Annotated in this window: 22 protein-coding genes, 1 pseudogene and 1 other annotated feature; of the genes and pseudogenes, 19 read left to right on the top strand and 4 right to left on the bottom strand. The window is 41.0% G+C overall.

Features of this window, described 5'->3' with window-relative positions:
* Window positions 1–8: 8 nt before the first annotated feature.
* Both PGZ10_RS03725 and PGZ10_RS03720 read left to right on the top strand, forming a co-directional pair.
* Window positions 9–638 carry a cyclodeaminase/cyclohydrolase family protein gene (locus PGZ10_RS03725; RefSeq protein WP_270540723.1) on the top strand — a complete coding sequence of 210 codons (630 nt, stop codon included), beginning with the start codon at window positions 9–11 and terminating at the stop codon, window positions 636–638.
* 25 nt (window positions 639–663) lie between these two features.
* On the top strand, window positions 664–1536 hold the full coding sequence (locus PGZ10_RS03720; RefSeq protein ID WP_270540719.1) for a bifunctional 5,10-methylenetetrahydrofolate dehydrogenase/5,10-methenyltetrahydrofolate cyclohydrolase: 873 nt from the start codon (window positions 664–666) through the stop codon (window positions 1534–1536).
* Between the two features lie 144 nt (window positions 1537–1680).
* On the opposite strand, the gene PGZ10_RS03715 is transcribed toward PGZ10_RS03720, so the two are convergent.
* Window positions 1681–2028: a helix-turn-helix domain-containing protein gene (locus PGZ10_RS03715; protein WP_022220545.1), complete on the bottom strand. Its 348-nt coding sequence runs from the start codon at window positions 2026–2028 to the stop codon at window positions 1681–1683.
* Between the two features lie 121 nt (window positions 2029–2149).
* Here PGZ10_RS03715 and PGZ10_RS03710 point away from each other — a divergent pair, with 121 nt between their 5' ends.
* The 7 genes from PGZ10_RS03710 to PGZ10_RS03680 all read left to right on the top strand — a co-directional run bounded on the left by PGZ10_RS03710 (window position 2150) and on the right by PGZ10_RS03680 (window position 9108).
* On the top strand, window positions 2150–2443 hold the full coding sequence (locus PGZ10_RS03710; protein WP_195250375.1) for a hypothetical protein: 294 nt from the start codon (window positions 2150–2152) through the stop codon (window positions 2441–2443).
* 71 nt (window positions 2444–2514) lie between these two features.
* Window positions 2515–2765 (top strand) — a binding site (T-box leader).
* A gap of 174 nt (window positions 2766–2939) precedes the next feature.
* Window positions 2940–3959 (top strand): ABC transporter substrate-binding protein, encoded by a 1020-nt coding sequence (locus PGZ10_RS03705; RefSeq protein ID WP_270540717.1) that lies wholly within the window; start codon window positions 2940–2942, stop codon window positions 3957–3959.
* A gap of 30 nt (window positions 3960–3989) precedes the next feature.
* Window positions 3990–4877 carry an ABC transporter permease gene (locus PGZ10_RS03700; protein WP_055158458.1) on the top strand — a complete coding sequence of 296 codons (888 nt, stop codon included), beginning with the start codon at window positions 3990–3992 and terminating at the stop codon, window positions 4875–4877.
* On the top strand, window positions 4864–5637 hold the full coding sequence (locus PGZ10_RS03695; RefSeq protein ID WP_008374812.1) for an ABC transporter ATP-binding protein: 774 nt from the start codon (window positions 4864–4866) through the stop codon (window positions 5635–5637). The genes PGZ10_RS03700 and PGZ10_RS03695 overlap by 14 nt, the downstream gene beginning before the upstream one ends.
* Window positions 5638–5978: 341 nt before the next feature.
* Window positions 5979–8111, top strand: coding sequence for an anaerobic ribonucleoside-triphosphate reductase (gene nrdD, locus PGZ10_RS03690; protein ID WP_270540716.1), 2133 nt, complete (start codon window positions 5979–5981; stop codon window positions 8109–8111).
* Window positions 8112–8609, top strand: coding sequence for an anaerobic ribonucleoside-triphosphate reductase activating protein (gene nrdG / locus PGZ10_RS03685; RefSeq protein WP_008374816.1), 498 nt, complete (start codon window positions 8112–8114; stop codon window positions 8607–8609). It begins immediately after the preceding gene.
* A complete protein-coding gene (locus PGZ10_RS03680; RefSeq protein WP_008374818.1) occupies window positions 8593–9108 on the top strand; it encodes a deoxyuridine 5'-triphosphate nucleotidohydrolase in 516 nt (171 codons plus the stop codon). Before nrdG ends, PGZ10_RS03680 begins: the two co-directional genes overlap by 17 nt.
* A gap of 346 nt (window positions 9109–9454) precedes the next feature.
* Here PGZ10_RS03680 and PGZ10_RS03675 read toward each other — a convergent pair whose 3' ends face one another.
* On the bottom strand, window positions 9455–10813 hold the full coding sequence (locus PGZ10_RS03675) for a spore germination protein (RefSeq protein ID WP_195250373.1): 1359 nt from the start codon (window positions 10811–10813) through the stop codon (window positions 9455–9457).
* Window positions 10814–11069: 256 nt separating this feature from the next.
* On the opposite strand from PGZ10_RS03675, the gene PGZ10_RS03670 reads away from it, so the two are divergent.
* On the top strand, window positions 11070–11936 hold the full coding sequence (locus PGZ10_RS03670) for a DegV family protein (protein WP_270540714.1): 867 nt from the start codon (window positions 11070–11072) through the stop codon (window positions 11934–11936).
* Between the two features lie 25 nt (window positions 11937–11961).
* Window positions 11962–12690, top strand: a complete 729-nt coding sequence (locus PGZ10_RS03665) for a restriction endonuclease subunit M (RefSeq protein WP_195250752.1) — start codon at window positions 11962–11964, stop codon at window positions 12688–12690.
* Window positions 12691–12764: 74 nt separating this feature from the next.
* Here PGZ10_RS03665 and PGZ10_RS03660 read toward each other — a convergent pair whose 3' ends face one another.
* Complete coding sequence (locus tag PGZ10_RS03660; RefSeq protein ID WP_330674220.1) at window positions 12765–14933, bottom strand: TaqI-like C-terminal specificity domain-containing protein; 2169 nt, start codon at window positions 14931–14933, stop codon at window positions 12765–12767.
* A gap of 539 nt (window positions 14934–15472) precedes the next feature.
* On the opposite strand from PGZ10_RS03660, the gene PGZ10_RS03650 reads away from it, so the two are divergent.
* Both PGZ10_RS03650 and PGZ10_RS03645 read left to right on the top strand, forming a co-directional pair.
* Window positions 15473–15811: a winged helix-turn-helix transcriptional regulator gene (locus PGZ10_RS03650; RefSeq protein ID WP_270540712.1), complete on the top strand. Its 339-nt coding sequence runs from the start codon at window positions 15473–15475 to the stop codon at window positions 15809–15811.
* Between the two features lie 37 nt (window positions 15812–15848).
* Window positions 15849–16262, top strand: a complete 414-nt coding sequence (locus tag PGZ10_RS03645; RefSeq protein ID WP_117556244.1) for an EamA family transporter — start codon at window positions 15849–15851, stop codon at window positions 16260–16262.
* Between the two features lie 83 nt (window positions 16263–16345).
* Here the strand turns inward: PGZ10_RS03645 and PGZ10_RS03640 are convergent, their stop codons facing one another.
* Complete coding sequence (locus tag PGZ10_RS03640) at window positions 16346–16546, bottom strand: aldo/keto reductase (RefSeq protein ID WP_179976194.1); 201 nt, start codon at window positions 16544–16546, stop codon at window positions 16346–16348.
* Window positions 16547–16756: 210 nt separating this feature from the next.
* Between PGZ10_RS03640 and PGZ10_RS03635 the strand changes: the two are divergent.
* From PGZ10_RS03635 to PGZ10_RS03610, 6 genes and pseudogenes are all read left to right on the top strand, one after another.
* A pseudogene (locus PGZ10_RS03635) lies at window positions 16757–16978 on the top strand (AAA family ATPase); the annotation flags it as partial.
* A 284-nt stretch (window positions 16979–17262) separates the two neighbouring features.
* Complete coding sequence (locus PGZ10_RS03630) at window positions 17263–17739, top strand: AAA family ATPase (protein WP_117823068.1); 477 nt, start codon at window positions 17263–17265, stop codon at window positions 17737–17739.
* Window positions 17740–17823: 84 nt separating this feature from the next.
* Window positions 17824–18045: a hypothetical protein gene (locus tag PGZ10_RS03625; protein ID WP_117556238.1), complete on the top strand. Its 222-nt coding sequence runs from the start codon at window positions 17824–17826 to the stop codon at window positions 18043–18045.
* Window positions 18039–18473 (top strand): NUDIX hydrolase, encoded by a 435-nt coding sequence (locus PGZ10_RS03620; protein ID WP_270540711.1) that lies wholly within the window; start codon window positions 18039–18041, stop codon window positions 18471–18473. Before PGZ10_RS03625 ends, PGZ10_RS03620 begins: the two co-directional genes overlap by 7 nt.
* A gap of 401 nt (window positions 18474–18874) precedes the next feature.
* The gene (locus PGZ10_RS03615; RefSeq protein WP_118198425.1) at window positions 18875–19672 is read left to right on the top strand and encodes a carbon-nitrogen hydrolase family protein; all 798 of its coding nucleotides are present in this window, start codon (window positions 18875–18877) and stop codon (window positions 19670–19672) included.
* Window positions 19673–19786: 114 nt separating this feature from the next.
* Window positions 19787–21145 (top strand): RNA-binding domain-containing protein, encoded by a 1359-nt coding sequence (locus PGZ10_RS03610; protein WP_118198424.1) that lies wholly within the window; start codon window positions 19787–19789, stop codon window positions 21143–21145.
* Window positions 21146–21284 lie beyond the last annotated feature (139 nt).

The following is a 21284-nucleotide window of genomic DNA, read 5'->3' as shown; positions in this document are numbered from 1 at the left end:
GGAAAAATATGTTATTGGAGCAGAAAACAACTGATTTTTTGGAACAGCTCTCATCGTCAGCACCGATTCCGGGAGGTGGCGGTGCATCGGCAGCAGTCGGAGCGTTCGCATCAGCTTTGGGACTTATGGTTACAAATCTGACTGTCGGAAAAAAGAAATATGCGGATGTTGAAGAAGAAATTCTAGAGATAAGAGAAAAACTTGAGCAGAAGAAGCAGGATCTGGTCCGGATGGTAGATGAAGATGCCGAGGCTTTTGAACCACTGGCAAAGGCTTACAGAATGCCAAAAGAGACAGAGGAAGAACAGGCAGAGAAGGAAAAAGTTATGGAGGCCGCACTTAAAAATGCGGCAGAAGCACCACTGTGTATCATGAAAACAATTGTAGATACTATGGAGATGATCCGGGTGCTGGGGGAAAAAGGAAGCAGGCTTGCTGTCAGCGATGCAGGAGTTGCAATCCTCTTTGCACAGGCAGCCCTTGAAGGAGCTTCTCTTAATATTTTTATCAATACAAAGATGATGAAGGATCAGGAAGAAGCTGAAAGACTGAATTATCTGGCTGATCAACTGATTGCGACAGGCAAAGAACTGAAAGAGACAACTTATGATGCTGTACTTAAGGGTATCAGATCGTAACAGATAAGACAGACAGGAGGAAGACATGAGCATACAGATGCGAGGGGCTGAAGTGGCAAAAGCCATGAAAGAAAAGCTGATCAGAGAAAGAGAAGAGTTGAATACGGCGGGAGTAAATCCATGCCTTACGATCATTCGGGTAGGAGCGAAAGAAAATGATCTTGCCTACGAACGTGGAGCAAAAAAGAGAATGGAAATGATCGGAATCGAGTGCCGCATTGCAGAACTGCCAGAAGATATTTCACAGGAAGAATTTGAGGATGCTTTCTGTAAGATCAATAAAGATCCGGAGGTTCACGGGATTCTTTTGTTCCAGCCGCTTCCGGAGCAGCTCGATGTAGAGAAGATCAGACAGATGATCGACCCGGCAAAGGATATGGATGGAATGAGTCCTGTAAATCTTGCAAAAATATTCGAAGGTGACAGAACTGCTTATGCGCCTTGTACTTCTGAGGCAGTGATGCACATTATGAATCACTATGGAATTGAACTCCAGGGGAAAAGAGTGACCGTCATCGGAAGAAGCATGGTTGTTGGAAAACCGCTTTCCATGCTGATGCTTGGACAGAATGCAACTGTAACTATCTGCCATTCACGCACAAAAGATCTGGCGGACAGATGTCGCGAAGCAGAGATAATAGTAGCTGCAATCGGACGGGCAAACCATATCACCGCCGATATGATCGCCGAAGGAGCGGTGGTAGCGGATGTCGGAATCAACGTACTGGAAGACGGAACCCTCTGCGGAGATGTGGACTACGAAAATGTCTGGGAAAAAGTATCCCATATCACACCGGTTCCGGGAGGAGTAGGAAACGTCACAACCTCTGTACTCGCCTCTCACGTGCTGCGTGCCGCCCGTACAGGTCAGAACGAACACGGACAACGCAGAGGGTAACACTGCCTCTCTGTCGAACACGATACAAATGGGCGAAGAACAGTTACAACCAGTAACCCAGAGCGCCCCGGAAGAGAAAAAATCCTATAGATTCAACTTGAATCTATAGGATTTTTTTCTCCTCCGTGGTGGCATAGACTACATTTATTTTTCGCCCATCTCTGGTGGAATCTTTTCTAACAACTGTCGGATATTATCACGGATCAATCGTTTATAATTATCAGGAAGCGGTGTGATCATATCCAGGATCTCGGCATTGATCGGATCCTTTGAATGAATTGAATCATCCAGGTAGTCACAGATCAGATAATCAAATTTGACATCTAATGCTTCTGAAAAATTAAGCATGGTTGCAAAGGATGTTGCCTGGCTGCCATTTTCAATCCGGCTTATTGTTGTCTCATCAAGATTTAGTTTTTCTGCTAGTGCTGCCTGTGTAAGACCGGCTTTGTGACGTGCCTGCCGAACGCGTGTACCGAAATTCTTTTCCATGCTGTATCTCTCCTTCATAAAAGTAGTGTAGCATTTCAATTTGAAAAAAGAATGATATTATATGCAAGTTAACTTTACAAAAACGCCGTGATAGGATATGATTAAAAAAGGGGGGAGAGAAATGGATTGGGAATCGTACAGAACAGATATTGAGGCGATAAAGCTTGCGGTGAATGAATGTGAAAGACTTGGAGTGGATAAAGAAGAACTCCTCATAATCAGTATTTACCGTTTGTATGAATTTTATAAAACAGAAGACGACAGAGTCTATCTTCTGGGGGCATTATTGCATCTTAAGGCTTATCTTGAGCTGGGGATGGAATATGAAAAGAACCGTAAGATTTTTTCGCTGATTTTAGATAATTACGGGGTATGTTATCAGGAAATTTTTCAGGAAGCTGAGAAAATGGAGTGAAAAAATCTGAAAAATTCCAAAAACCAGGTTGACAAACAGAGAATAAAGAGGTAATATATTAACCATAGATTGTAAAACCGTTGAGAAAGAGGAGTAGGTTATCGAACGATATCACAGAGAGCAGCAGGCGGTGGGATTGCTGTATGGAGTTGATAATTGAATGGACTTTCGAGGGCAGCCTGAAATCAGACAATTGAGAGTATGGTTTGTCGGGAACCAAACCCGTTATCAATAAGGGATGTATGTTAGTACATAAAAGAGGACAGGAAACTGTTAAAGTTGAGTGGTACCGCGTTAGTAGAAGATATTAGTCGCCTCAATCCGTAGAAGGATTGGGGTGTTTTTTATTTACCAGGAAAACCTTTCCTGATAAATAAAAAGTCTCCGGCAGGATGTTACATATGTATTCCTGTTGTGGTACGGCGCGGAATCAAGAAACACCTTCTCTTGAAAGCTAACAAAGAAAATTATTTATCAAGAAGAGGAGAACAAAATTATGAAAAAGAGAACAATCGCAGTATTATTAACAATGGCAATGGCAGCAACAATGATGGCAGGATGTGGAAGCAAGTCGGATTCCAAGACAGCAGATGGAGAAAAGAGCTATACAATCGGTATTTCCCAGTTTGCAGAGCACGGATCTTTAGATAACTGCCGTGAAGGATTTTTAGAGGGACTGAAAGAAGAAGGTATCGAGGAAGGAAAGAATCTGAATGTTGAATACAAGAACTCGGCAGCAGATATGGGAACTGCATCACAGATTGCAAGCAGTTTTGTATCCGATAAAGTAGATCTGATCTGCGGAATCGCAACACCAAGTGCACAGACAGCATACAATGCTGCGATGGATACGGATATTTCGGTTATCTATACTGCAGTTACAGATCCGAAAGCAGCAGAGCTTGCAGATGATAAAGGAAACCCGGTTGGAGAAGTCACAGGAACCAGTGATAAACTTCCGATTGAAGCACAGCTGAAAATGATCCGTGAACTTCTTCCGGATGCAAAGAAGATTGGTATCCTCTATACAACAAGTGAGGCAAACAGCGTATCTGCAATTGCTGAATACAAAGAAAAAGTCGGTGACTATGGATTTGAACTTGTAGAAAAGGGAATTACAAATACATCAGAAATCGCACTTGCAACAGACGATCTTCTGTCACAGGTAGACTGCATCAGCAACCTGACAGATAACACGGTAGTAAGCTCACTTGCAACCATTCTGGATAAGGCAAATGCAGCAAATATCCCGGTATTCGGAAGTGAGATCGAACAGGTGAAGCTTGGATGCCTGGCAGCAGAAGGCCTTGATTATGTAGCACTTGGCAAACAGACAGGTAAGATGGCAGCAAAGGTTCTCAAAGGAGAAAAGAAAGCATCTGAAATGCCATTTGAGACGATCACAGAAGCAGGACTTTACCTGAATACAAAAGTAGCAGAAAATCTTGGAATCACAGTGGAAGACAATCTGAAAAACAGCGCAGTAGAGACATACGATTCTATCAGCGAAAACTAAATTTGAATTAGAAAAGTGAGGAGCAATGCAATGAGCTTTGCAGTATCGATTTTGGAGCAGGGACTGATTTACGGAATCCTTGCATTGGGAATTTATATAACATACAAAATTCTGGATTTTCCAGATTTGACCGTAGATGGCAGCTTTCCATTAGGAGCTGCCGTAACGGCGCTTATGATCACAAAAGGAGCGAACCCGTATCTGACCCTTCCGGCTGCATTTGCAGCAGGTGTGGCAGCCGGTATCTGTACCGGACTGATCCATGTCAAATGCAAGGTAAGAGATCTGCTTTCAGGTATCATTATGATGACAGCGCTCTGGACGATCAACCTTCGTGTGGCAGGAACAGCCAATGTACCATTGTTTTCCCAGAAGACAATCTTTAAAAATGATACACTGGATAAGCTGCTTCCGTCAGGATTTTCCGCTTACTCTACATTGCTCATCATTCTGATCATTGCGTTAATTGTGAAAATCATTCTCGACCTTTATCTGAATACCAAGTCCGGATACCTGCTCCGCGCAGTCGGAGATAACGATAAACTGGTAACTGCAATGGCAAAGGATGAAGGAAATGTGAAAATCCTGGGACTTGCGATCGCAAACGGGCTGTGTTCGCTTGCGGGATGTATTTTCTGTCAGGAAGAACGTGTATTTGAAATTTCCAGTGGTACAGGGGCGATGGTAATCGGTCTTGCAAGTGTTATCATCGGAACCAGTATTTTCAAAAAAATCAGTTTTGTAAAAACAACGACAGCTGTACTGATCGGTTCTATCATTTACAAGGCCTGTGTGGCAATCGCACTGAAGAACTTCGAACCGCAGGATATGAAGTTGATCACAGCCGTATTATTCCTGGTAATTCTGGTGCTTAGTATGGAGAGAAAGAAGAAGGTGAAGAAGAATGCTGGAGCTTAGAAATATCCACAAATATTATAATCCGGGTACAGTCAATGAGATGTGTCTTTTTGAGGACTTCAATCTGACGATCAATCAGGGCGAATTTGTATCCGTAGTAGGAAGTAACGGTTCCGGTAAAACTTCGATGCTGAATATCATCTGCGGAAGTATTCCGGTAGAATCCGGACAGATCCTGATCGATGGAAAAGATATCACAAGGGTAAAAGAATACAAGAGAAACCAGAAGATCGGACGCGTGTACCAGAATCCATCTATGGGAACCTGTCCGTCCATGACGATCTTGGAAAATATGTCTCTTGCGGACAATAAAGGAAGGTTCTACGGACTTGGACGGGGAACGAATAAGGCACGTATTGATTATTACAGAGAACAGCTCGCCCAGCTTGGTCTTGGACTGGAAGATAAGCTTCATGTCAAAGTCGGATCACTTTCCGGAGGACAGCGCCAGGCGATGGCACTGCTGATGTCTACAATGACACCAATCGAGTTTTTGATCCTGGATGAGCATACTGCTGCGCTGGATCCAAAGACAGCAGAACTGATTATGGAGCTGACCGATAAGATTGTAAAAGAAAAAAATCTGACAACGGTTATGGTTACACACAATCTCCGCTATGCAGTAGAATACGGTAATCGTCTGATCATGATGCATCAGGGACATTGTGTGATGGATAAGGCAGGAAAAGATAAAGAGGATACCTCGATCGATGAAATCCTGACGATGTTTAATGAAATCAGTATTGAGTGTGGAAACTAAAAAAATACAAGATTATGAATTAAAGAGATAAGCAGAAAAGGAAACAGTTTCGGCTTATCTTTTTTTGTATCTCCAAAGGTTTTGGAAAAATTATTCGAGGATTTTCAAAATGAAAGGCTATTGTCTGAATACAGAAGGAGAAGCCTGTCCGGTATAAAATGTCAATGGATTTTCAGGAATATGCCTGTAGAAGATTTGGTTGTCTGGCTGTCGGAAAATTGGTTATTTTCACAGATTGACGCTCTCGCTGTGATAGTGCTAAAATAGAGGAAAACGGTCAAGATATAGTATACATTTTAAATAGAATACAATATATTGTAGTTATCAGAAAGGAGAACAAGATGAGCTTAAACAATGTGAAAGTTGTAAAAAAAGACGGGACAAAAGAAGAATTTAACGTGCAAAAAGTCGTTGTGGCAGTCAATAAGTCTGCATATCGTGCACTGATCAAATTTTCACAGAAAGATATTGATTTTATCTGTCATTTTGTAGAAGAAAAGGTAGAAGAACTCGGAGTGCATGAGATCCGGATTCCGGAGATGCACAATATTGTAGAGGGAGCGCTTGAGAAAGTGAATCCGATCGTGGCAAAAAGTTACCGGGACTATCGGAATTACAAGCAGGATTTTGTGCAGATGCTTGACGAGGTTTATAAGAAAAGCCAGTCGATCATGTATATCGGGGACAAAGAGAACAGTAATACAGACAGTGCACTGGTATCGACCAAGCGAAGCCTGATCTTCAATGAGCTGAACAAAGAATTATATAAGAAATTTTTCCTGACGGTGGAAGAATTACAGGCAATCCGGGAAGGATATATTTATATCCATGATATGTCAGCCCGAAGAGATACGATGAATTGTTGTCTCTTTGATGTGAAAAGCGTACTGACCGGTGGATTTGAGATGGGAAATCTCTGGTACAATGAGCCAAAGACACTGGATACGGCATTTGATGTGATCGGAGATATCGTACTGAGTGCGGCAAGCCAGCAGTACGGAGGATTTACCGTGCCGAGCGTAGATGAGATCCTGGAGCCTTATGCGAAGCGTTCCCATGAAAATCATCTGAACAAATACAGAAGCCTCGGACTTTCGGAAGAAGTAGCACAGGAGATTGCATGGAAGGATCTGGAAAAAGAGATGGAGCAGGGATTCCAGGGATGGGAGTATAAGTTCAACTCCGTATCCTCAAGCCGTGGAGACTATCCATTTATTACCATGACCAGCGGAACCAATATCAGCGAATACGGAAAGCTTGTCACAAAGACGATGCTGGAAGTAAGAGCAGGAGGACAGGGAAAGCCGGGACATAAAAAACCGGTACTTTTCCCGAAAATCGTGTTCCTTTATGATGAAAATTTACATGGACCTGGAAAGCCGGGAGAAGATCTTTTTGAAGCCGGAATTGAGTGCTCCAGAAAGACTATGTATCCGGACTGGCTCAGCCTTACCGGAAAAGGCTATGTGCCGAGTATTTACAAGCGCTACGGAAAAGTCATCAGTCCGATGGGATGCCGTGCATTCTTATCTCCATGGTATGAAAGAGGCGGTATGAATCCGGTGGACGAAAAGGATGAGCCGGTATTTGTCGGAAGGTTCAACATCGGTGCGGTCAGTCTCCATCTTCCGATGATCCTTGCCAAATCCAGACAGGAGAACCGAGATTTCTTTGAAGTACTGGATTATTACCTGGAACTGATCCGGAAGCTTCATATCCGTACTTACGAATACCTCGGAGAGCTGCGTGCTTCTACGAATCCGCTTGCCTACTGTGAGGGTGGTTTCTATGGCGGACATCTGAAGATCCATGACAAGATTAAACCGGTGCTGAAATCGGCAACCGCTTCCTTTGGAATTACAGCACTCAATGAATTACAGCAGCTTTATAATAAAAAGTCCCTGGTAGAGGATGGAGCATTTGCCATCAAGACCATGGAATATATCAACATGAAGGTCAATGAATTTAAAAAAGAAGACGGCTATCTGTATGCGATTTACGGAACACCGGCTGAGAATCTGTGTGGTGTGCAGGTACAGCAGTTCCGTAAGAAATATGGAATCGTGGAAAATGTATCGGACAGGGCGTATGTGAGCAACAGTTTTCACTGTCATGTAACCGAGAATATTACACCGATCGAAAAGCAGGATCTGGAAAACCGTTTCTGGGATCTGTGTAACGGTGGAAAGATCCAGTATGTAAAATACCCGATCAATTATAACAAAGAGGCTATCAAATCACTGGTACGCCGTGCAATGAATATGGGATTTTATGAGGGTGTTAATCTGTCACTTGCCTACTGTGATGACTGTGGTCATGAAGAGCTGTCTATGGATGTGTGTCCGGTATGTGGAAGTAAGAATCTGACGAAGATTGACCGTATGAACGGATATCTGTCTTATTCGAGAGTCAAGGGAGATACCAGACTCAATGATGCCAAGATGGCAGAAATTGCAGAAAGGAAAAGTATGTAAATGCGTTACCATAATATAACAAAAGATGATATGCTCAACGGGGATGGCCTGCGGGTTGTCCTCTGGGTTGCAGGATGTGACCATTGCTGTAAGGAATGCCATAATCCGGTGACCTGGGATCCGAATGGTGGGCTTTTCTTCGATGAAAAGGCGAAGGCAGAGATTTTTGAAGAACTGGAGAAGGATTATATCAGTGGGATCACATTCAGTGGAGGCGACCCGCTGCATTCGGCAAATGCCTATGAGGTCATGATGCTGGCAAAAGAGATTAAAGAAAAATTTCCGTCAAAGACGATCTGGCTTTACACCGGTTATGAATGGAAAGATATCAAGAATATGGATATTGTAAATTATCTGGACGTTCTGGTGGACGGAGAATTCGAGGTTGAGAAGAAAGAACTGGATCTGCACTGGAAAGGCAGCGCGAACCAGATGGTCATTAACGTACCGGAGACATTAGGAAAAGGAGAAATTGTATTACATGAAGAGAATTGCTAAATTTCACAAAGTAAGTCTGGAACAGTTTATGGAAGGATGGAAGGATACCTTTGGTGAGCAGTATACAGAGGATCAGATCAAGGCTTTATATGAAGAAATCAAATTGCCGAAGCGTGCAACGGCAGGAAGTGCAGGATATGATTTCTATGCACCGGATGATTTTGTGATCGAGCCGGGAAAGACGATCAAGATCCCGACAGGGATTCGTGTGGAAATGGAAGAAAACTGGGTGCTCAAATGCTATCCGAGAAGCGGACTTGGATTCAAGTTCCGTCTGCAGCTGAATAATACGGTAGGAATTATTGACAGCGATTATTTCTATTCTGATAATGAAGGTCATATCTTTGCGAAACTGACGAATGATACCAATGAGAATAAAACGGTAGAGCTTGGAAAAGGGACAGGCTTTATGCAGGGGATTTTTGTTGAGTATGGAATTACTGTGGATGACGATGCGACGGCAGTCAGAAACGGGGGATTTGGAAGTACGACGAAGTAGGGTTGTAAAAAAGAGGCGTTAAAATATAGGTTGTGTTGGCGACCGGGATCAAAAAAATAGTGTTCAATTCACTTATTGTGCAATGGAGATGAAACTCAAAAATTGTGGAAGCCTTTGCTGACACAATTTTCGCCCTCAGAGGTTCATCGTAATGCTCTTGCACAATGGAATTGAACACTATTTTTTTGATCCCGGTCGCCGGATTTATTGTATTAGAGAGGCGTTTTTTTACAAGGCTGGACTGATAACCGGTTGAGGAGATTTAGGTAGTGGTGGGAAGGGGGAGTTGTGGGAAGGTGAAGGTTATGTAGGTGTAGCCTGCAATTTTGTTGCAGGCTACAGGGGATTAGTTTAATTTTACGTTCAGGTAACTACGGCCGGATAGGGTTTTGTTGAAGGTGATGCAGAAGATGACGATGAGGCAGCCTGTGAGGAATCCTGGGAGGTTGAAGATGGCGGTGAGGATAAGGAGCAGGAGACGCATGAATTTTAATGCGTAGCCTAGTTCAAAGTTTGGCTGGGTGTAGTTGGCGATGGAGACGAATGCCATGTAGAGCATGATCTCGCTGTTGAACCAGCCGGATTCGACGGAGAATTCCCCCATGACGATACCGGCGATGACGCTGAGAGGGGTGCTGAGCATACTCGGAGTGTTGAGGGCGGCGAGGCGGAGTCCGTCGATGGCAAGCTCCAGGATCAGGATCTGGAAGATCAGGGGGATGTTGACCGTATCTTCGATCAGAACGAAGCGGAAGATCTCCGGTACCCATGCCGGGTTCTGCATAAAGAGCAGAAAGAGTGGAACCATGAAGACAGTCAGCAGTGTGATCAGTACACGGGATATTTTCAGGTAGATTCCGGTGATTGGCGGAAAGTAGTAATCATTTGCCTCTTCGATCATATCAAAGATGGAGGTTGGCAGGATCAGTGCAGATGGGGAGGTATCAGTAAGGATGATCACTTTTCCTTCCATCAGGCAGGCGCAGGCTGTGTCTGGACGTTCGGTAAATTTATATTTTGGAAATGGATTGTACCATTTGCGCTGAAAGAGAGCTTCCGCAAGAGATTGCTGGCTCATTTTCAGATCCTGGGATTTGCTTTCTTCCAGTTTGTTCTGGATCGTGGTCAGAAGTTCGCGGTCTACACGGTCGGACATATAGCAGAGAGCTACGTCGGTGCGTGTGGAAGTGCCGGCTTCATACATTTCCATGATCAGATGCGGATCGCGGATCCGGCGGCGCATCAAGGCAGTATTGAATACGATTGTTTCCACAAAGCCATCACGGGAACCGCGCAGGGATTTGTCTTTATCGGGTTCCTCGATGCTGCGGGACGGGTAAGTACGGCAGTCGATGGCAATAGCGGCTTCATAGCCGTCAATAAAAAGACAGGTGACACCGGACAGAAGATTTTTGAAAATGCTGTCAAAGTCACCAAGAATATCAACTTCTACATAGGGGATGCAGCTTGTAGAAAAGGAAGTTGCATCCTCTGGCATATCATCGGCGGAAATATTGAGGAAGGAGTCCATAAGTTTCAGCATGATTTCATCTTTGGTGAAACCATCAATAAAATAAAAGGCACTATTTTGTCCGCCGATGATCAGAGTTCGTTCGATAATATCAAAGCTTTTTTTTACGGGAAGAGCCCGGTTCATATATTTTGTATTGTCGGTGAGGGAAGCACTGACAGTATGTTTTTCCATATTGAATCCTCCATTAAGAGATAATTTAAAGTTAAGAAAATCTGGAATCCCGGAAATATTTTACTGCCTGGATTCTGCATAGATTTAGCATTTCACAAAAAAAGGAAAATATACCGGATTATGACAAAAGTTATTAAGAAACTTAAGATTTTTTTAGCATGGGAAAAAGATTTTGCTATCTTGCGGAAAAGAGGGTATACTGTACATAATTATAAGTAATATATAAATCCCTAAAGGGATGAAGGAGGACACACTTATGAGTGAATATATGATCATGACAGACAGCACAGTGGATTTACCGAAGGAATACCTGACCGAGGAGCTTGGGGTTCCATATATTCCTCTTACTTATCTGATCGATGGACAGTCTTATGAGGATATGATTGGACTTACCGGGGAAGAATTTTTTGCAAAAGTCAGGGCAGGGTCGATGCCGACAACTTCTCAGATCAATCCGGAGCAGGCACGAGAAGCACTGGAACCGTATCTGAAAGAGGGAAAAGATATTTTATATATTGCTTTTTCGTCAGGACTTAGCGGAACTTATAACAGTATCCGGATGGCAGCAGAAGAATTGCAGGAAGAGTATCCAGAGCAGAAGCTGATTATAATTGATTCGCTTTGTGCATGCATGGGTGAGGGACTTCTTGTGTACAAAGCTGTTCAGTTAAAGCGTGCAGGAAAGAGTCTGGAAGAAGTGGCTGCCTGGGTGGAGGAGAACAAGCTTCACATCATGCATAACGTTACGATTGATGATTTATTCCATTTACATAGAGGCGGAAGAGTATCAAAGGCTTCTGCAATTGTTGGAACGATGATCCAGATCAAGCCGATCATCCACATGGACGATCATGGCGAACTGAAGGTTATTGGAAAAGAACGTGGCAGAAAGAAAGCATTGACACACATCGTGGATATGGCAGTGAAGCAGTCCGAAGGTTGGAATAATGATATTGTGATGATCACACACGGTGACTGCAAAGAAGATGCGGAATTTGTGGCAAGACAGGTGGAGAAGAAGATGGGAGTCCACAATATTCTGATTAACTGCATTGGAACGGTGATTGGGTCACATACAGGTCCGGGGGTTGTGGCTGTGTTCTGTATGGGGAATAAGAGATAAGAGTTTGTAAAGACGAGGCATACAAATGAAAGAATTACGGAGACAATTGAAAGAGCTACTGCAACAGGCGGGAGCAGATGCTGAAGTTTTAGAAGCTTTTAGTCAGGAAAATGCAGTGTTTCCATTTAGTGCGGAAAGCAGAATTTTGATGTATCTGATGAATGCTCAGGCAATTACATATGAACAGTATCAGGAAATATATGAAAGTTATATGAAAAGAAACCAATATCTGTATTTGTTTGAGATGGTACCAAGAACATTCGGAGAAACCTGGGGTGAGCAGCATATTTTAAAATTGTTTCCGGCTTTTGTAAAAGCGACAAAAGAGAATATGGTTTCGGTTTATCCTGATTTTGATGGAGAATTTGATCTGTGGATTCCTGAAATAAGAGTAGAAGTTAAAGCGTGTAGGGCAAATGATACAAAAGCGGGTGGAAGTCTTGTCAGCAGAGCGTATTTGCATTCAGAAGCAATTGCAAATGGGTTTAAGTATCATTATCAGCAGTTGAAGCCATCATGCTGTGATGTGTTTATCTGGATTGGTGTTTGCCGTGATGAGCTGATTTATTGGGTACTTACAAGTGAGGAACTTCAAAGAACAGGAAAGCTTGGATCTCAGCATAGGAATGAAAATACAGGAATTGCGGGAGCAGCTGTATTTGAAGGCCAGGTTTTTATGACAGAAGAGGAGCTAAGACCATTTTGGGTTGCTGAAAAAGATGTCCTTAATGTCGTTAAGAAGAAAGGAATATAAGAAAAAACCAGAGCAGACCTGGCAATCCTATTGTTGAATAGGGGAAGCCAGGAATATCTCTGGTTTTATGTTTGTCAGAACAGAAATTTGTTTTCTCCATCTACTGCATGCTTAATGATATCCTGCTCTTTAGAGGTAAGATTAAATAATTTAAAAATCAATTGGTCAAGTTGCTCGTAGGCAATTTGTGCTTCCTCAGGAGGCAGTCCGTTAATTAGTGGTTCGACAGCTTGGATGATACTGTTTTGCATGCCGGCATTAACATCCGGAATCGGAATATTTTCAATATGAGAACGCAATACCTTCACGGAGTGAAACTCCATTTTGTAAATAAACTGTGCAATTCTGGAATTAAGGATGGCAAGAATATATTTTATATGCAGTCCTTCAAGCTTGGGGATGACCACGTTGCAGCTATTCAAAGAAAGTGTTTGTTTATCATCATAAGCAAAGACAAGCTGGCTGCTGATAAAACGATACAAAAGCTTTTCTGGCGCACGGTACATTTCTATAGGTGCTACCTGCTGAAAATTCTGTGGGTTAAACACGATATAGTTTGAGTTCGGATTAGTATGGTACTTAAAGATATCGGAGCCTTTTAAAATAACTTCGTTATCTTTGTTTTTCACGGAAGAAATATATTTTTTATTATTTCCGGTTACGATTCCTAAAGCAAAATCGGCGTTTCCGGCAAGGAATTTTGTTTTAGGAATATGCCGAATTTTTTCAAGCAGCTGATATTCAGCATCCGTTGTATGAAAGCTGAAATATTCGGCTGAAATTTTACGGTTTGTCAGAATGGTTGTACAGTGACTACAGTCGGATACTTCCATTCCGACTGTCGAAAGTGGCTTTCCGGTGTGAATGAGCTGCAATATAATGCAGGGACACTGAACCTTATCAAAGGCATTTCCCAAAAAATTAAGATATCGGATGGAATTACTTTCCATAATGGCAGTACGGACTGGTGTATGTGCCTTTACATTAAGTATTGCCTCTGGAAGAATAAAAGAGAGTTGTCCGTTTATGGACAAATTACGTAGTGCTTTTTCAATAAACAAATCATAAGACTCTATATTTTTCCCGGAAGCAGTCCGATAGTTTTTGCGAAGCTTTTCCTTTTCCGACTCGGAAAATTCATATCCCCATGGCGGATTGCCGATGATATACTGATAAGAAGCTTTTAAATCAGATGCAAGATAATCGGCTTCGGTTATATGCTCGTACAGATTTTTGATAGAGAGAATGTCATATTTTAAAACCATGTTCAACCGGGTGATTTTTACACTGATTGTATCGGTGTCATTGCCATAAATCTGGTCAAAACGAACATGTGCTGGAAGCTGCAATAAAAAATTTCCAGTTCCACAGCAGGGATCCAGAATTCTGGCATCTGATGCAATATCCAGCTTCTCAATCAGCTTTTTGACGATTTTGGTAGGCGTATAGTAGGAGCCGGTTGCCTTGCGGCTGCCGATATTTTTACAGGAAATGTAAATGAGACCAAGAATATCTTCAGCAGGTTCGTATACATAATCAAAATCAAAAAGCGGAGAATATTTTTCACAGAAAAGCAGAGCCTGCTTGGAATCTGCAATCAAAGCATAGATCAGTTCGTCGTATAGAGACAGGGTGATTTCTTTTTTTAAAAATCTGCTCAGCAACGCTTTTTTATGCTTGAAAGAAAGATCATATTTTTGGGCGAGCAAATGCAGGGAACAGTCAGCAATGAAATATTGAATCACATCCGATGAAAGAGCAATGGATTCATCGGTTACAATTCGGAGAATCTGCTGCAGTGGTTCGATATTCTGACAATTTTCAGAAACATAGGCGCTGTAAAGAGAATTTCCACAGACAAATTTCTTGTTACGTCTGCTTTTCAGTGATTGATTTTTGCCTGATTGCAGTTCGGCTTTCAACTTTTTGGTATATTGTTTTGTAAAATAAGGCTTTCTTTTATCCGTATATTCAGGAATAAGTTTGCCAAGCTTGATCCAGTTGCGCCCGGTTGCGGTCGAAATGGAAAGTATATCACATAATTCTTTTAAAGAGAGATAATCGGAATCTTTCGGGGAATTCGTCATTCGCTCATCGGAAGGTTTGGTGGCCGAGGCAGGGATCAACCAGATGCCGCTGACCATTTTGCAACCCTCAATCCGGTTGGTTTCGCAGAGTTTTTGTATGCGGCGTTCAGATAAATGGAATTTCTTCGAAGTTTCTTTTACAGAAATATAATCCATAGTCGTGCAGACTCCTTTTTTCGTATAATAATGATGTGAGTGTCAAAAGTAAATTTTGTCGCTCACTGGTGTAATCGGATTGCTCCATTGCGAAGCGATTCCTGCAATCCTCGAACACCTCAAACTCCCATAAAATGGCGTGTTCATATCATTTTATTTCGTTTTCAGTGTTCGGCGTGTCAATAAGTATCATATAATAAATATTATATACGGCGATACGAATGAAAGCAATATTAATTTAAAAGGATTCAAATTTGGACTGGACGATTGTTTGACTCATGCTGATTATTGGAAGGTGAATTGATGTAATGTCAAGAGATTTTTGAGTTACAGGTAAAAAAAGGAAAATTCCTTTTCTGATAAGAAATTTTCCTAAGTAAATGACATTAACTGTGAATAGTAACTAGTTTCGATCTCATAATAAATTCTCCTTGAAATTTATTTGACAGTATGATTTATCCTGCTTATAATTATATACAAGCAATTTTTAAATTCAAGTACTAACAAAAAAGACAGGTACTATCTAAGGAGAAAGTGTTATGATAAAGAACTATATCGAAAATGCAAATTTTGAAGATACAGGCTTTGCCTATACATTGTCCCTGATTTCCGGCAAACATAAGATGGTTATTCTATATTGTCTGATGGAGTTTGAAACGGTACGGTTCAATGAATTAAAACGGTATCTGAAAACTATTTCCGACAAAACGCTCAGTACCAATCTCAAAGAGCTGGAGAAAGACCACCTGATTATCAGGACGGAATATCCGCAGATCCCGCCGAAGGTGGAGTACAGCCTTTCAGAAAGAGGGAAGTCATTGATGACTGTACTGGATCAACTTTGCATTTGGGGAGAAGAGAACAGATTGGTGAAATGATCAATTCTTATTTTTTATGTGAAAAGAAGGTGTTATTATGTGGATGATATTTGCTGTTTTATCAGCGGTATTTGCTGCGTTAACCTCAATTCTTGCCAAGATAGGTATAGAAGGAGTGAATTCCAACCTGGCAACTGCAATCCGAACCATTGTTGTAGTAATCATGGCATGGGGCATGGTCTTTCTTACTCATGCGCAGAATGGACTGGCAGAAATCAGTAAGAAAAGCTGGATTTTTTTAATCTTATCTGGATTAGCAACAGGAGCTTCGTGGCTGTGCTATTATAAAGCTTTACAAATGGGGGATGCATCAAAGGTTGTACCAATAGATAAACTGAGTGTGGTAATCACACTTATATTGGCATTTGTGTTTTTACATGAACAGTTTACTACAAAATCACTCATTGGCTGTATTTTGATAGGAGCAGGTACATTGATAATGGTGTTATAAATTTTTAATTAAATCGGACAGATTTGGTGAAATAAAAAGGGTATATAATTCGATAGTTGGAGGATATATGAAAACTGTAATTATTAATGGAAGTTTTCGCCACCATCCAGAACTTCAATTTCTGCCATTTCTTCTGCGGTCAGTGTGAAATCGAAGAGGTCAAAGTTCTGCTGCATACGATCTTTGTGAACAGATTTCGGAATGATAACCACATCATTTTGAAGGAGGAAACGAAGGGCTGTCTGTGCAGCAGTTTTTCCGTATTTTTCATCAATCTTTGTCAGAACCGGATTGGTGAATATATCGTTGCGTCCTTCCGCAAATGGTCCCCATGCGAAGGTGACATTTTATGTCGAAGAATTGAGCTGAAAAGCCAGAATAAAGAGGTTATATATAATGAAATTAGTTAAGACTAATTAAAAGACGGCGTAATGTTAGAAAAAAGAAAGACGGTGTTTACTTATATCCGATATAATGTGGATCAGATTCAAAATATTTTTTATCCAATCAGATATGATCAGGATTGTATGATACTGGAACTGAAAGTAGATCATAAGCCGGAAGAGGCAATTGCGCAGATAAAAGAAAAAGAGTACGCTTTGCGATTTCAGGGAAAAACAGCAGAAAGAAAGGAATATACAGGACACATTCTTGCTGTTGGAATCAGTTATAACAGCAAGACAAAGGAACATGAATGTAAGATTGAACAACTCTAAAAAAAGTGCAGTTTTATTACAGGATTCTAAAATTATTCATGCATCAGATTGCTATAATATTTCGTTTTGCTCGCTTATTTTATGGTATAGTGGCGGATATATGTACGGAATGAAGGAAATGGTTCATATGTCCAGAGTAGATATGTGGGGGAATGCCGCTGGGGGGTTGTGATATACTGAGTTTGGCTTCTTTAACGGTGTATGATGACTATAAACTTCAAAAATAAAAAATGAATCAACGAGTCTAACATTTAATTAGGAAAAGGATTAGGAGATAAATAAATATGAAAAAAGTTCTGATACTTGGGTGTCCCGGTGCGGGGAAAAGTACATTTGCAAGAAAACTCAGAGACAAAACAGGACTTCCATTGTATTATCTTGATATGATCTGGCATAAGCCGGACAGGACAACGATAACAAAGCAGGAATTCGATGCAAAATTATCTGAGATTATAAAGCAGGAAGAATGGATTATCGATGGTAATTATGGAAGAACACTTGAAATGCGTTTTGAAGAATGTGATACGGTATTCTTTTTAGATCTGCCAACAAATGTGTGTCTTGCGGGCGCGGAAGGGCGTATTGGAAGTGAAAGAGAAGATATGCCATGGCAGGAAGAAGAACTGTCAGCAGAATTCAGAGATTTTATTATCAATTTTTCAAGGGATGAAATACCGGAAATCAATGAGATGTTAAGAAAATATAAGAATAAAAATATTATTATATTCAAATCGCGGGAAGAGATAGATGCATGGAAATGAGTTCAGGATGCAGATCGACTTGATGCGCTTGGAGCAATCGGTATTGCGAGAGCATTTGCGTATGGAGGAAATCATAACCGGGAAATGTATAATCCTGATATTCTTCCAAGGATTGGGATGAATAAAGTACAATATCAAAATGGAACTACGACTTCGATCAATCATTTTTATGAAAAATTATTTTTACTGAAAGATTTAATGAATACGGATAGTGCCAGAAAAATTGCAGAAAGAAGAGAAAAATTCATGACGACATACATAGAAGAATTTATGCTTGAATGGAATTGTGAGGAAGAAATATGCTAGAGGTCAGATTTTATGACAAAATAGAAGATTCGCAATTAGATTTTTCTGTAATCATTGCCAGAACTGGCAAAAAATGGGTATTTTGTAAACACAAAGAAAGGGATACCTACGAAGTGCCTGGAGGACACAGAGAAGCAGGAGAGACCATTGAAGAAGCGGCAAATCGAGAATTAAAAGAAGAAACAGGAGCGGTGGACTTTAAGATCGAGCCAGTTTGCGTATATTCCGTAAAAGGGAAAACGAGAGTCAACAAAGATGAAGAAAAAGAGACCTTTGGAATGCTTTATGTGGCAGATATTTTTTCATTTGAAGAGATACATAGTGAAATTGAGAAAATTGTCATATGCGATGAACTGATAAAAGACTGGACATATCCTTTAATTCAGCCGAAGCTGATTGAAGAAGCGGCAAGAAGAGGGCACGTTTGATAATGTAGCTGCATGCAGATATGCGATCCTGTCTTACGATATAGGAAATCGGGATTCTTTTACAATGGAAGAATATTCCGTGGTAAATCTTTTTGCCTTGTAAATAATAAGAAATTGACGAAAATTACCGGGGGTATAATAAGTTTACGCTTTTATTTAAAGGTGAAGTGTAATGAACAGGGCAGAGTACTTCATAGGATGTTTGATCAGGTGATTATTGAGAATGTTTCTTTTAAATAAACAGTAAGAAGATAAAAGACAGGGAGTTGCCGCTTGTAACGACAAAAATCGTGAAGAGGTAACTCGCTGTTCGTTTTTTGCTTAACGGAAAAAATCTTACTTCAGCAGATAAGAAGAAATATCTGATTTTGGAGTAAAAGGAGGTAAGGAGGATATTTAACATGAGGCTTGCGATGATACAAATGTCAAATTCGGGAAGTGTAGAAAAGAATATGGAAAAAAGTCTGCATGCGATTGCAGAAGCAGCAGAAAAGGGAGCAGAGCTTGTGCTGTTCCCGGAAGTGCAGCTTACGGAATTTTTTCCGCAATATCTGGGAAGGGATGTAAGCAGTTATTCCGTATCTATAGAAGATGAGATTGTAAAAAAATTCTGTGATGCCTGCAAAAAGCATCAGATTATGGCAGTGCCAAACTTATATCTGCGGGAAGCAAATGGTACATACGATGCGAGTATTCTGATCGACCGCAGTGGAGAAGTCATAGGAATACAGAAAATGGTGCATGTTGCGCAGGTAGAGCAGTTTTATGAGCAGGATTATTATACCCCGTCAGATGATGGATTTCATGTCTTTAACACGGAATTCGGAAAGATCGGGATTGTGGTATGTTTTGACAGACATTACCCGGAAAGCATCCGGACGGAAAGCCTGCAGGAGGCAGATTTGATCTTGATCCCGACGGTGAATACCAAAGCAGAGCCTTCGGAAATGTTTGAATGGGAGGTACGTGTACAGGCATTTCAGAACAGTGTGGCGATCGCAATGTGTAACCGTGTTGGGGTGGAAGGGGAGATGGATTTTGCTGGGGAGTCTATGGCTGTCGATGCAAATGGAGAGATTCTTGCCCGGGCAGATGACACAGAGCAGATTGTGTATGTGGATATTAACTTGGAGAAATCCGGGAAAGTGCGGGAGAAAAGACCTTATACTCGGCTTAGGAGAAAAGAGTTTTATGTATAATGTGGCGGAATCGTGTCAAAATATGATTGCTTGCATTAAAAAATGACACGATTGACACAATTGACACGATTGTATATAATATAAATATATTATATGATTTGAGGAGGGCATAAAATGATTTTTCGGGAAAGTGAAACAGTAGAGCTTAAAGAAGTAGTAGTTGATGACATAAAAAAAGAAATTATTGCCTTTGCAAATTGTAATGGTGGCAAGTTATATATTGGTGTACAGGATGATGGTACGGTAGTTGGTCTTGATAATCCAGATGGCACTGCATTGCAGATCAGTAATATGGTCAGAGATGCGATCAAACCGGATATCACAATGTTTTTACATTATGAGACATTAGAAGAAGATGGAAAAAAGATTGTTGTTGTAGATATTCAACGTGGAACGGATCGCCCTTATTATATTGCAAAAAAAGGAATGCGACCAGAAGGAGTCTATGTCAGACAGGGATATTCAGCTGTTCCTGCTACAGATGCGGCAATCCGCCAGATGATTAAAGAGACAGATGGAGATCGTTTTGAATCTATGCGTAGTCTGAATCAGGAACTGACTTTTGAAGTGGCAGAGAAAGAATTTCAGCTTCGTAAGGTTGAGTTTGGGATACAGCAGATGCGGACATTGAAACTGATTGATAAGGATGGACTTTACAGTAATCTTGCAATGCTTTTATCGGATCAGTGTGTACACACGATTAAAGTAGCTGTTTTTCAGGGAAAGGATCAGACGGTATTTAAAGACCGTAGAGAATTTTCAGGGGCATTGATGAAACAGATGAATGATGTCTACGATTATATTGATTTTCATAATCAGACACATGCAACAATTGAAAAGTTGCTGCGGATAGATGTCAGGGATTATCCTGAAATCGCTGTCAGAGAAGCATTGTTAAATTTGCTGGTTCACAGGGATTATGCGTTTAGTGCAAGTGCATTGATCAGTATTTATGAAGACCGGATGGAATTTATATCAATCGGAGGATTGATGCCTGGAATTGAGCTGGAGGATGTGATGGCAGGTATTTCTATATGCAGAAATCCGGATCTTGCAAATGTCTTTTACCGGTTGCATTTAATCGAAGCATATGGTACTGGAATCAGTAAGATTATAGGGGCTTACGCTGATATGGCAGAAAAACCTGTTATTGAGACGACGAGAAATACTTTTAAAATTGTATTACCGAATATCAATGTGCTATGTGAAAAAACAGATACGCCGGAGTCGGAAGTGAAGGATGAAAAGAATCCAGAAACGGATGAGGAGGATACACAGAAATTAAGCGATGAGGAAGAAAAAGTTCTGGAGTATGCCGAAAATTGTGAGGATTTTACAAAGAATGATGTTGTGAGTCTGCTTAAAGTAAGTGCATCAACTGCAGCAAGAGTGATAAGAGGACTTGTGGAAAAGAATTTCCTGAAACGGAATGGAAAAGCGAGAAGCACCTATTATACACTTCAAAAATATTAAAATAGAAACAATACGAGAGAACCTGTGGATGAAAAGCTTGCAGGTTCTCTTTTGGCTTTCATAGGAAATCTTGAGAAAATTTCTGTTAAGTAAAAGATACTACGTGCCAGGATGCATTCATTGTTGTATATATAAAATT

It is taken from the genome of Coprococcus sp. AF102-57, from assembly GCF_027686195.1.
GTDB classification, from domain to species: Bacteria; Bacillota; Clostridia; order Lachnospirales; family Lachnospiraceae; genus Allocoprococcus; species Allocoprococcus comes.
Note: the sequence above shows the minus strand (reverse complement) of the source record. Positions and strands in the feature narration are given on the sequence as shown.

Excerpts from the sequence above, each read along its gene's own strand:
- nrdD (WP_270540716.1), top strand. The coding sequence starts at position 5,979 with ATGAGCTTAAACAATGTGAAAGTTGTAAAAAAAGACGGGACAAAAGAA.
- PGZ10_RS03630 (WP_117823068.1), top strand. The coding sequence starts at position 17,263 with ATGAAAAAAGTTCTGATACTTGGGTGTCCCGGTGCGGGGAAAAGTACA.
- PGZ10_RS03700 (WP_055158458.1), top strand. The coding sequence starts at position 3,990 with ATGAGCTTTGCAGTATCGATTTTGGAGCAGGGACTGATTTACGGAATC.
- PGZ10_RS03705 (WP_270540717.1), top strand. The coding sequence starts at position 2,940 with ATGAAAAAGAGAACAATCGCAGTATTATTAACAATGGCAATGGCAGCA.
- PGZ10_RS03645 (WP_117556244.1), top strand. The coding sequence starts at position 15,849 with ATGTGGATGATATTTGCTGTTTTATCAGCGGTATTTGCTGCGTTAACC.
- PGZ10_RS03695 (WP_008374812.1), top strand. The coding sequence starts at position 4,864 with ATGCTGGAGCTTAGAAATATCCACAAATATTATAATCCGGGTACAGTC.
- PGZ10_RS03710 (WP_195250375.1), top strand. The coding sequence starts at position 2,150 with ATGGATTGGGAATCGTACAGAACAGATATTGAGGCGATAAAGCTTGCG.
- nrdG (WP_008374816.1), top strand. The coding sequence starts at position 8,112 with ATGCGTTACCATAATATAACAAAAGATGATATGCTCAACGGGGATGGC.
- PGZ10_RS03725 (WP_270540723.1), top strand. The coding sequence starts at position 9 with ATGTTATTGGAGCAGAAAACAACTGATTTTTTGGAACAGCTCTCATCG.
- PGZ10_RS03660 (WP_330674220.1), bottom strand. The coding sequence starts at position 14,933 with ATGGATTATATTTCTGTAAAAGAAACTTCGAAGAAATTCCATTTATCT.
- PGZ10_RS03665 (WP_195250752.1), top strand. The coding sequence starts at position 11,962 with ATGAAAGAATTACGGAGACAATTGAAAGAGCTACTGCAACAGGCGGGA.
- PGZ10_RS03715 (WP_022220545.1), bottom strand. The coding sequence starts at position 2,028 with ATGGAAAAGAATTTCGGTACACGCGTTCGGCAGGCACGTCACAAAGCC.
- PGZ10_RS03615 (WP_118198425.1), top strand. The coding sequence starts at position 18,875 with ATGAGGCTTGCGATGATACAAATGTCAAATTCGGGAAGTGTAGAAAAG.
- PGZ10_RS03610 (WP_118198424.1), top strand. The coding sequence starts at position 19,787 with ATGATTTTTCGGGAAAGTGAAACAGTAGAGCTTAAAGAAGTAGTAGTT.
- PGZ10_RS03720 (WP_270540719.1), top strand. The coding sequence starts at position 664 with ATGAGCATACAGATGCGAGGGGCTGAAGTGGCAAAAGCCATGAAAGAA.
- PGZ10_RS03670 (WP_270540714.1), top strand. The coding sequence starts at position 11,070 with ATGAGTGAATATATGATCATGACAGACAGCACAGTGGATTTACCGAAG.
- PGZ10_RS03675 (WP_195250373.1), bottom strand. The coding sequence starts at position 10,813 with ATGGAAAAACATACTGTCAGTGCTTCCCTCACCGACAATACAAAATAT.
- PGZ10_RS03625 (WP_117556238.1), top strand. The coding sequence starts at position 17,824 with ATGTATAATCCTGATATTCTTCCAAGGATTGGGATGAATAAAGTACAA.
- PGZ10_RS03680 (WP_008374818.1), top strand. The coding sequence starts at position 8,593 with ATGAAGAGAATTGCTAAATTTCACAAAGTAAGTCTGGAACAGTTTATG.
- PGZ10_RS03650 (WP_270540712.1), top strand. The coding sequence starts at position 15,473 with ATGATAAAGAACTATATCGAAAATGCAAATTTTGAAGATACAGGCTTT.
- PGZ10_RS03620 (WP_270540711.1), top strand. The coding sequence starts at position 18,039 with ATGCTAGAGGTCAGATTTTATGACAAAATAGAAGATTCGCAATTAGAT.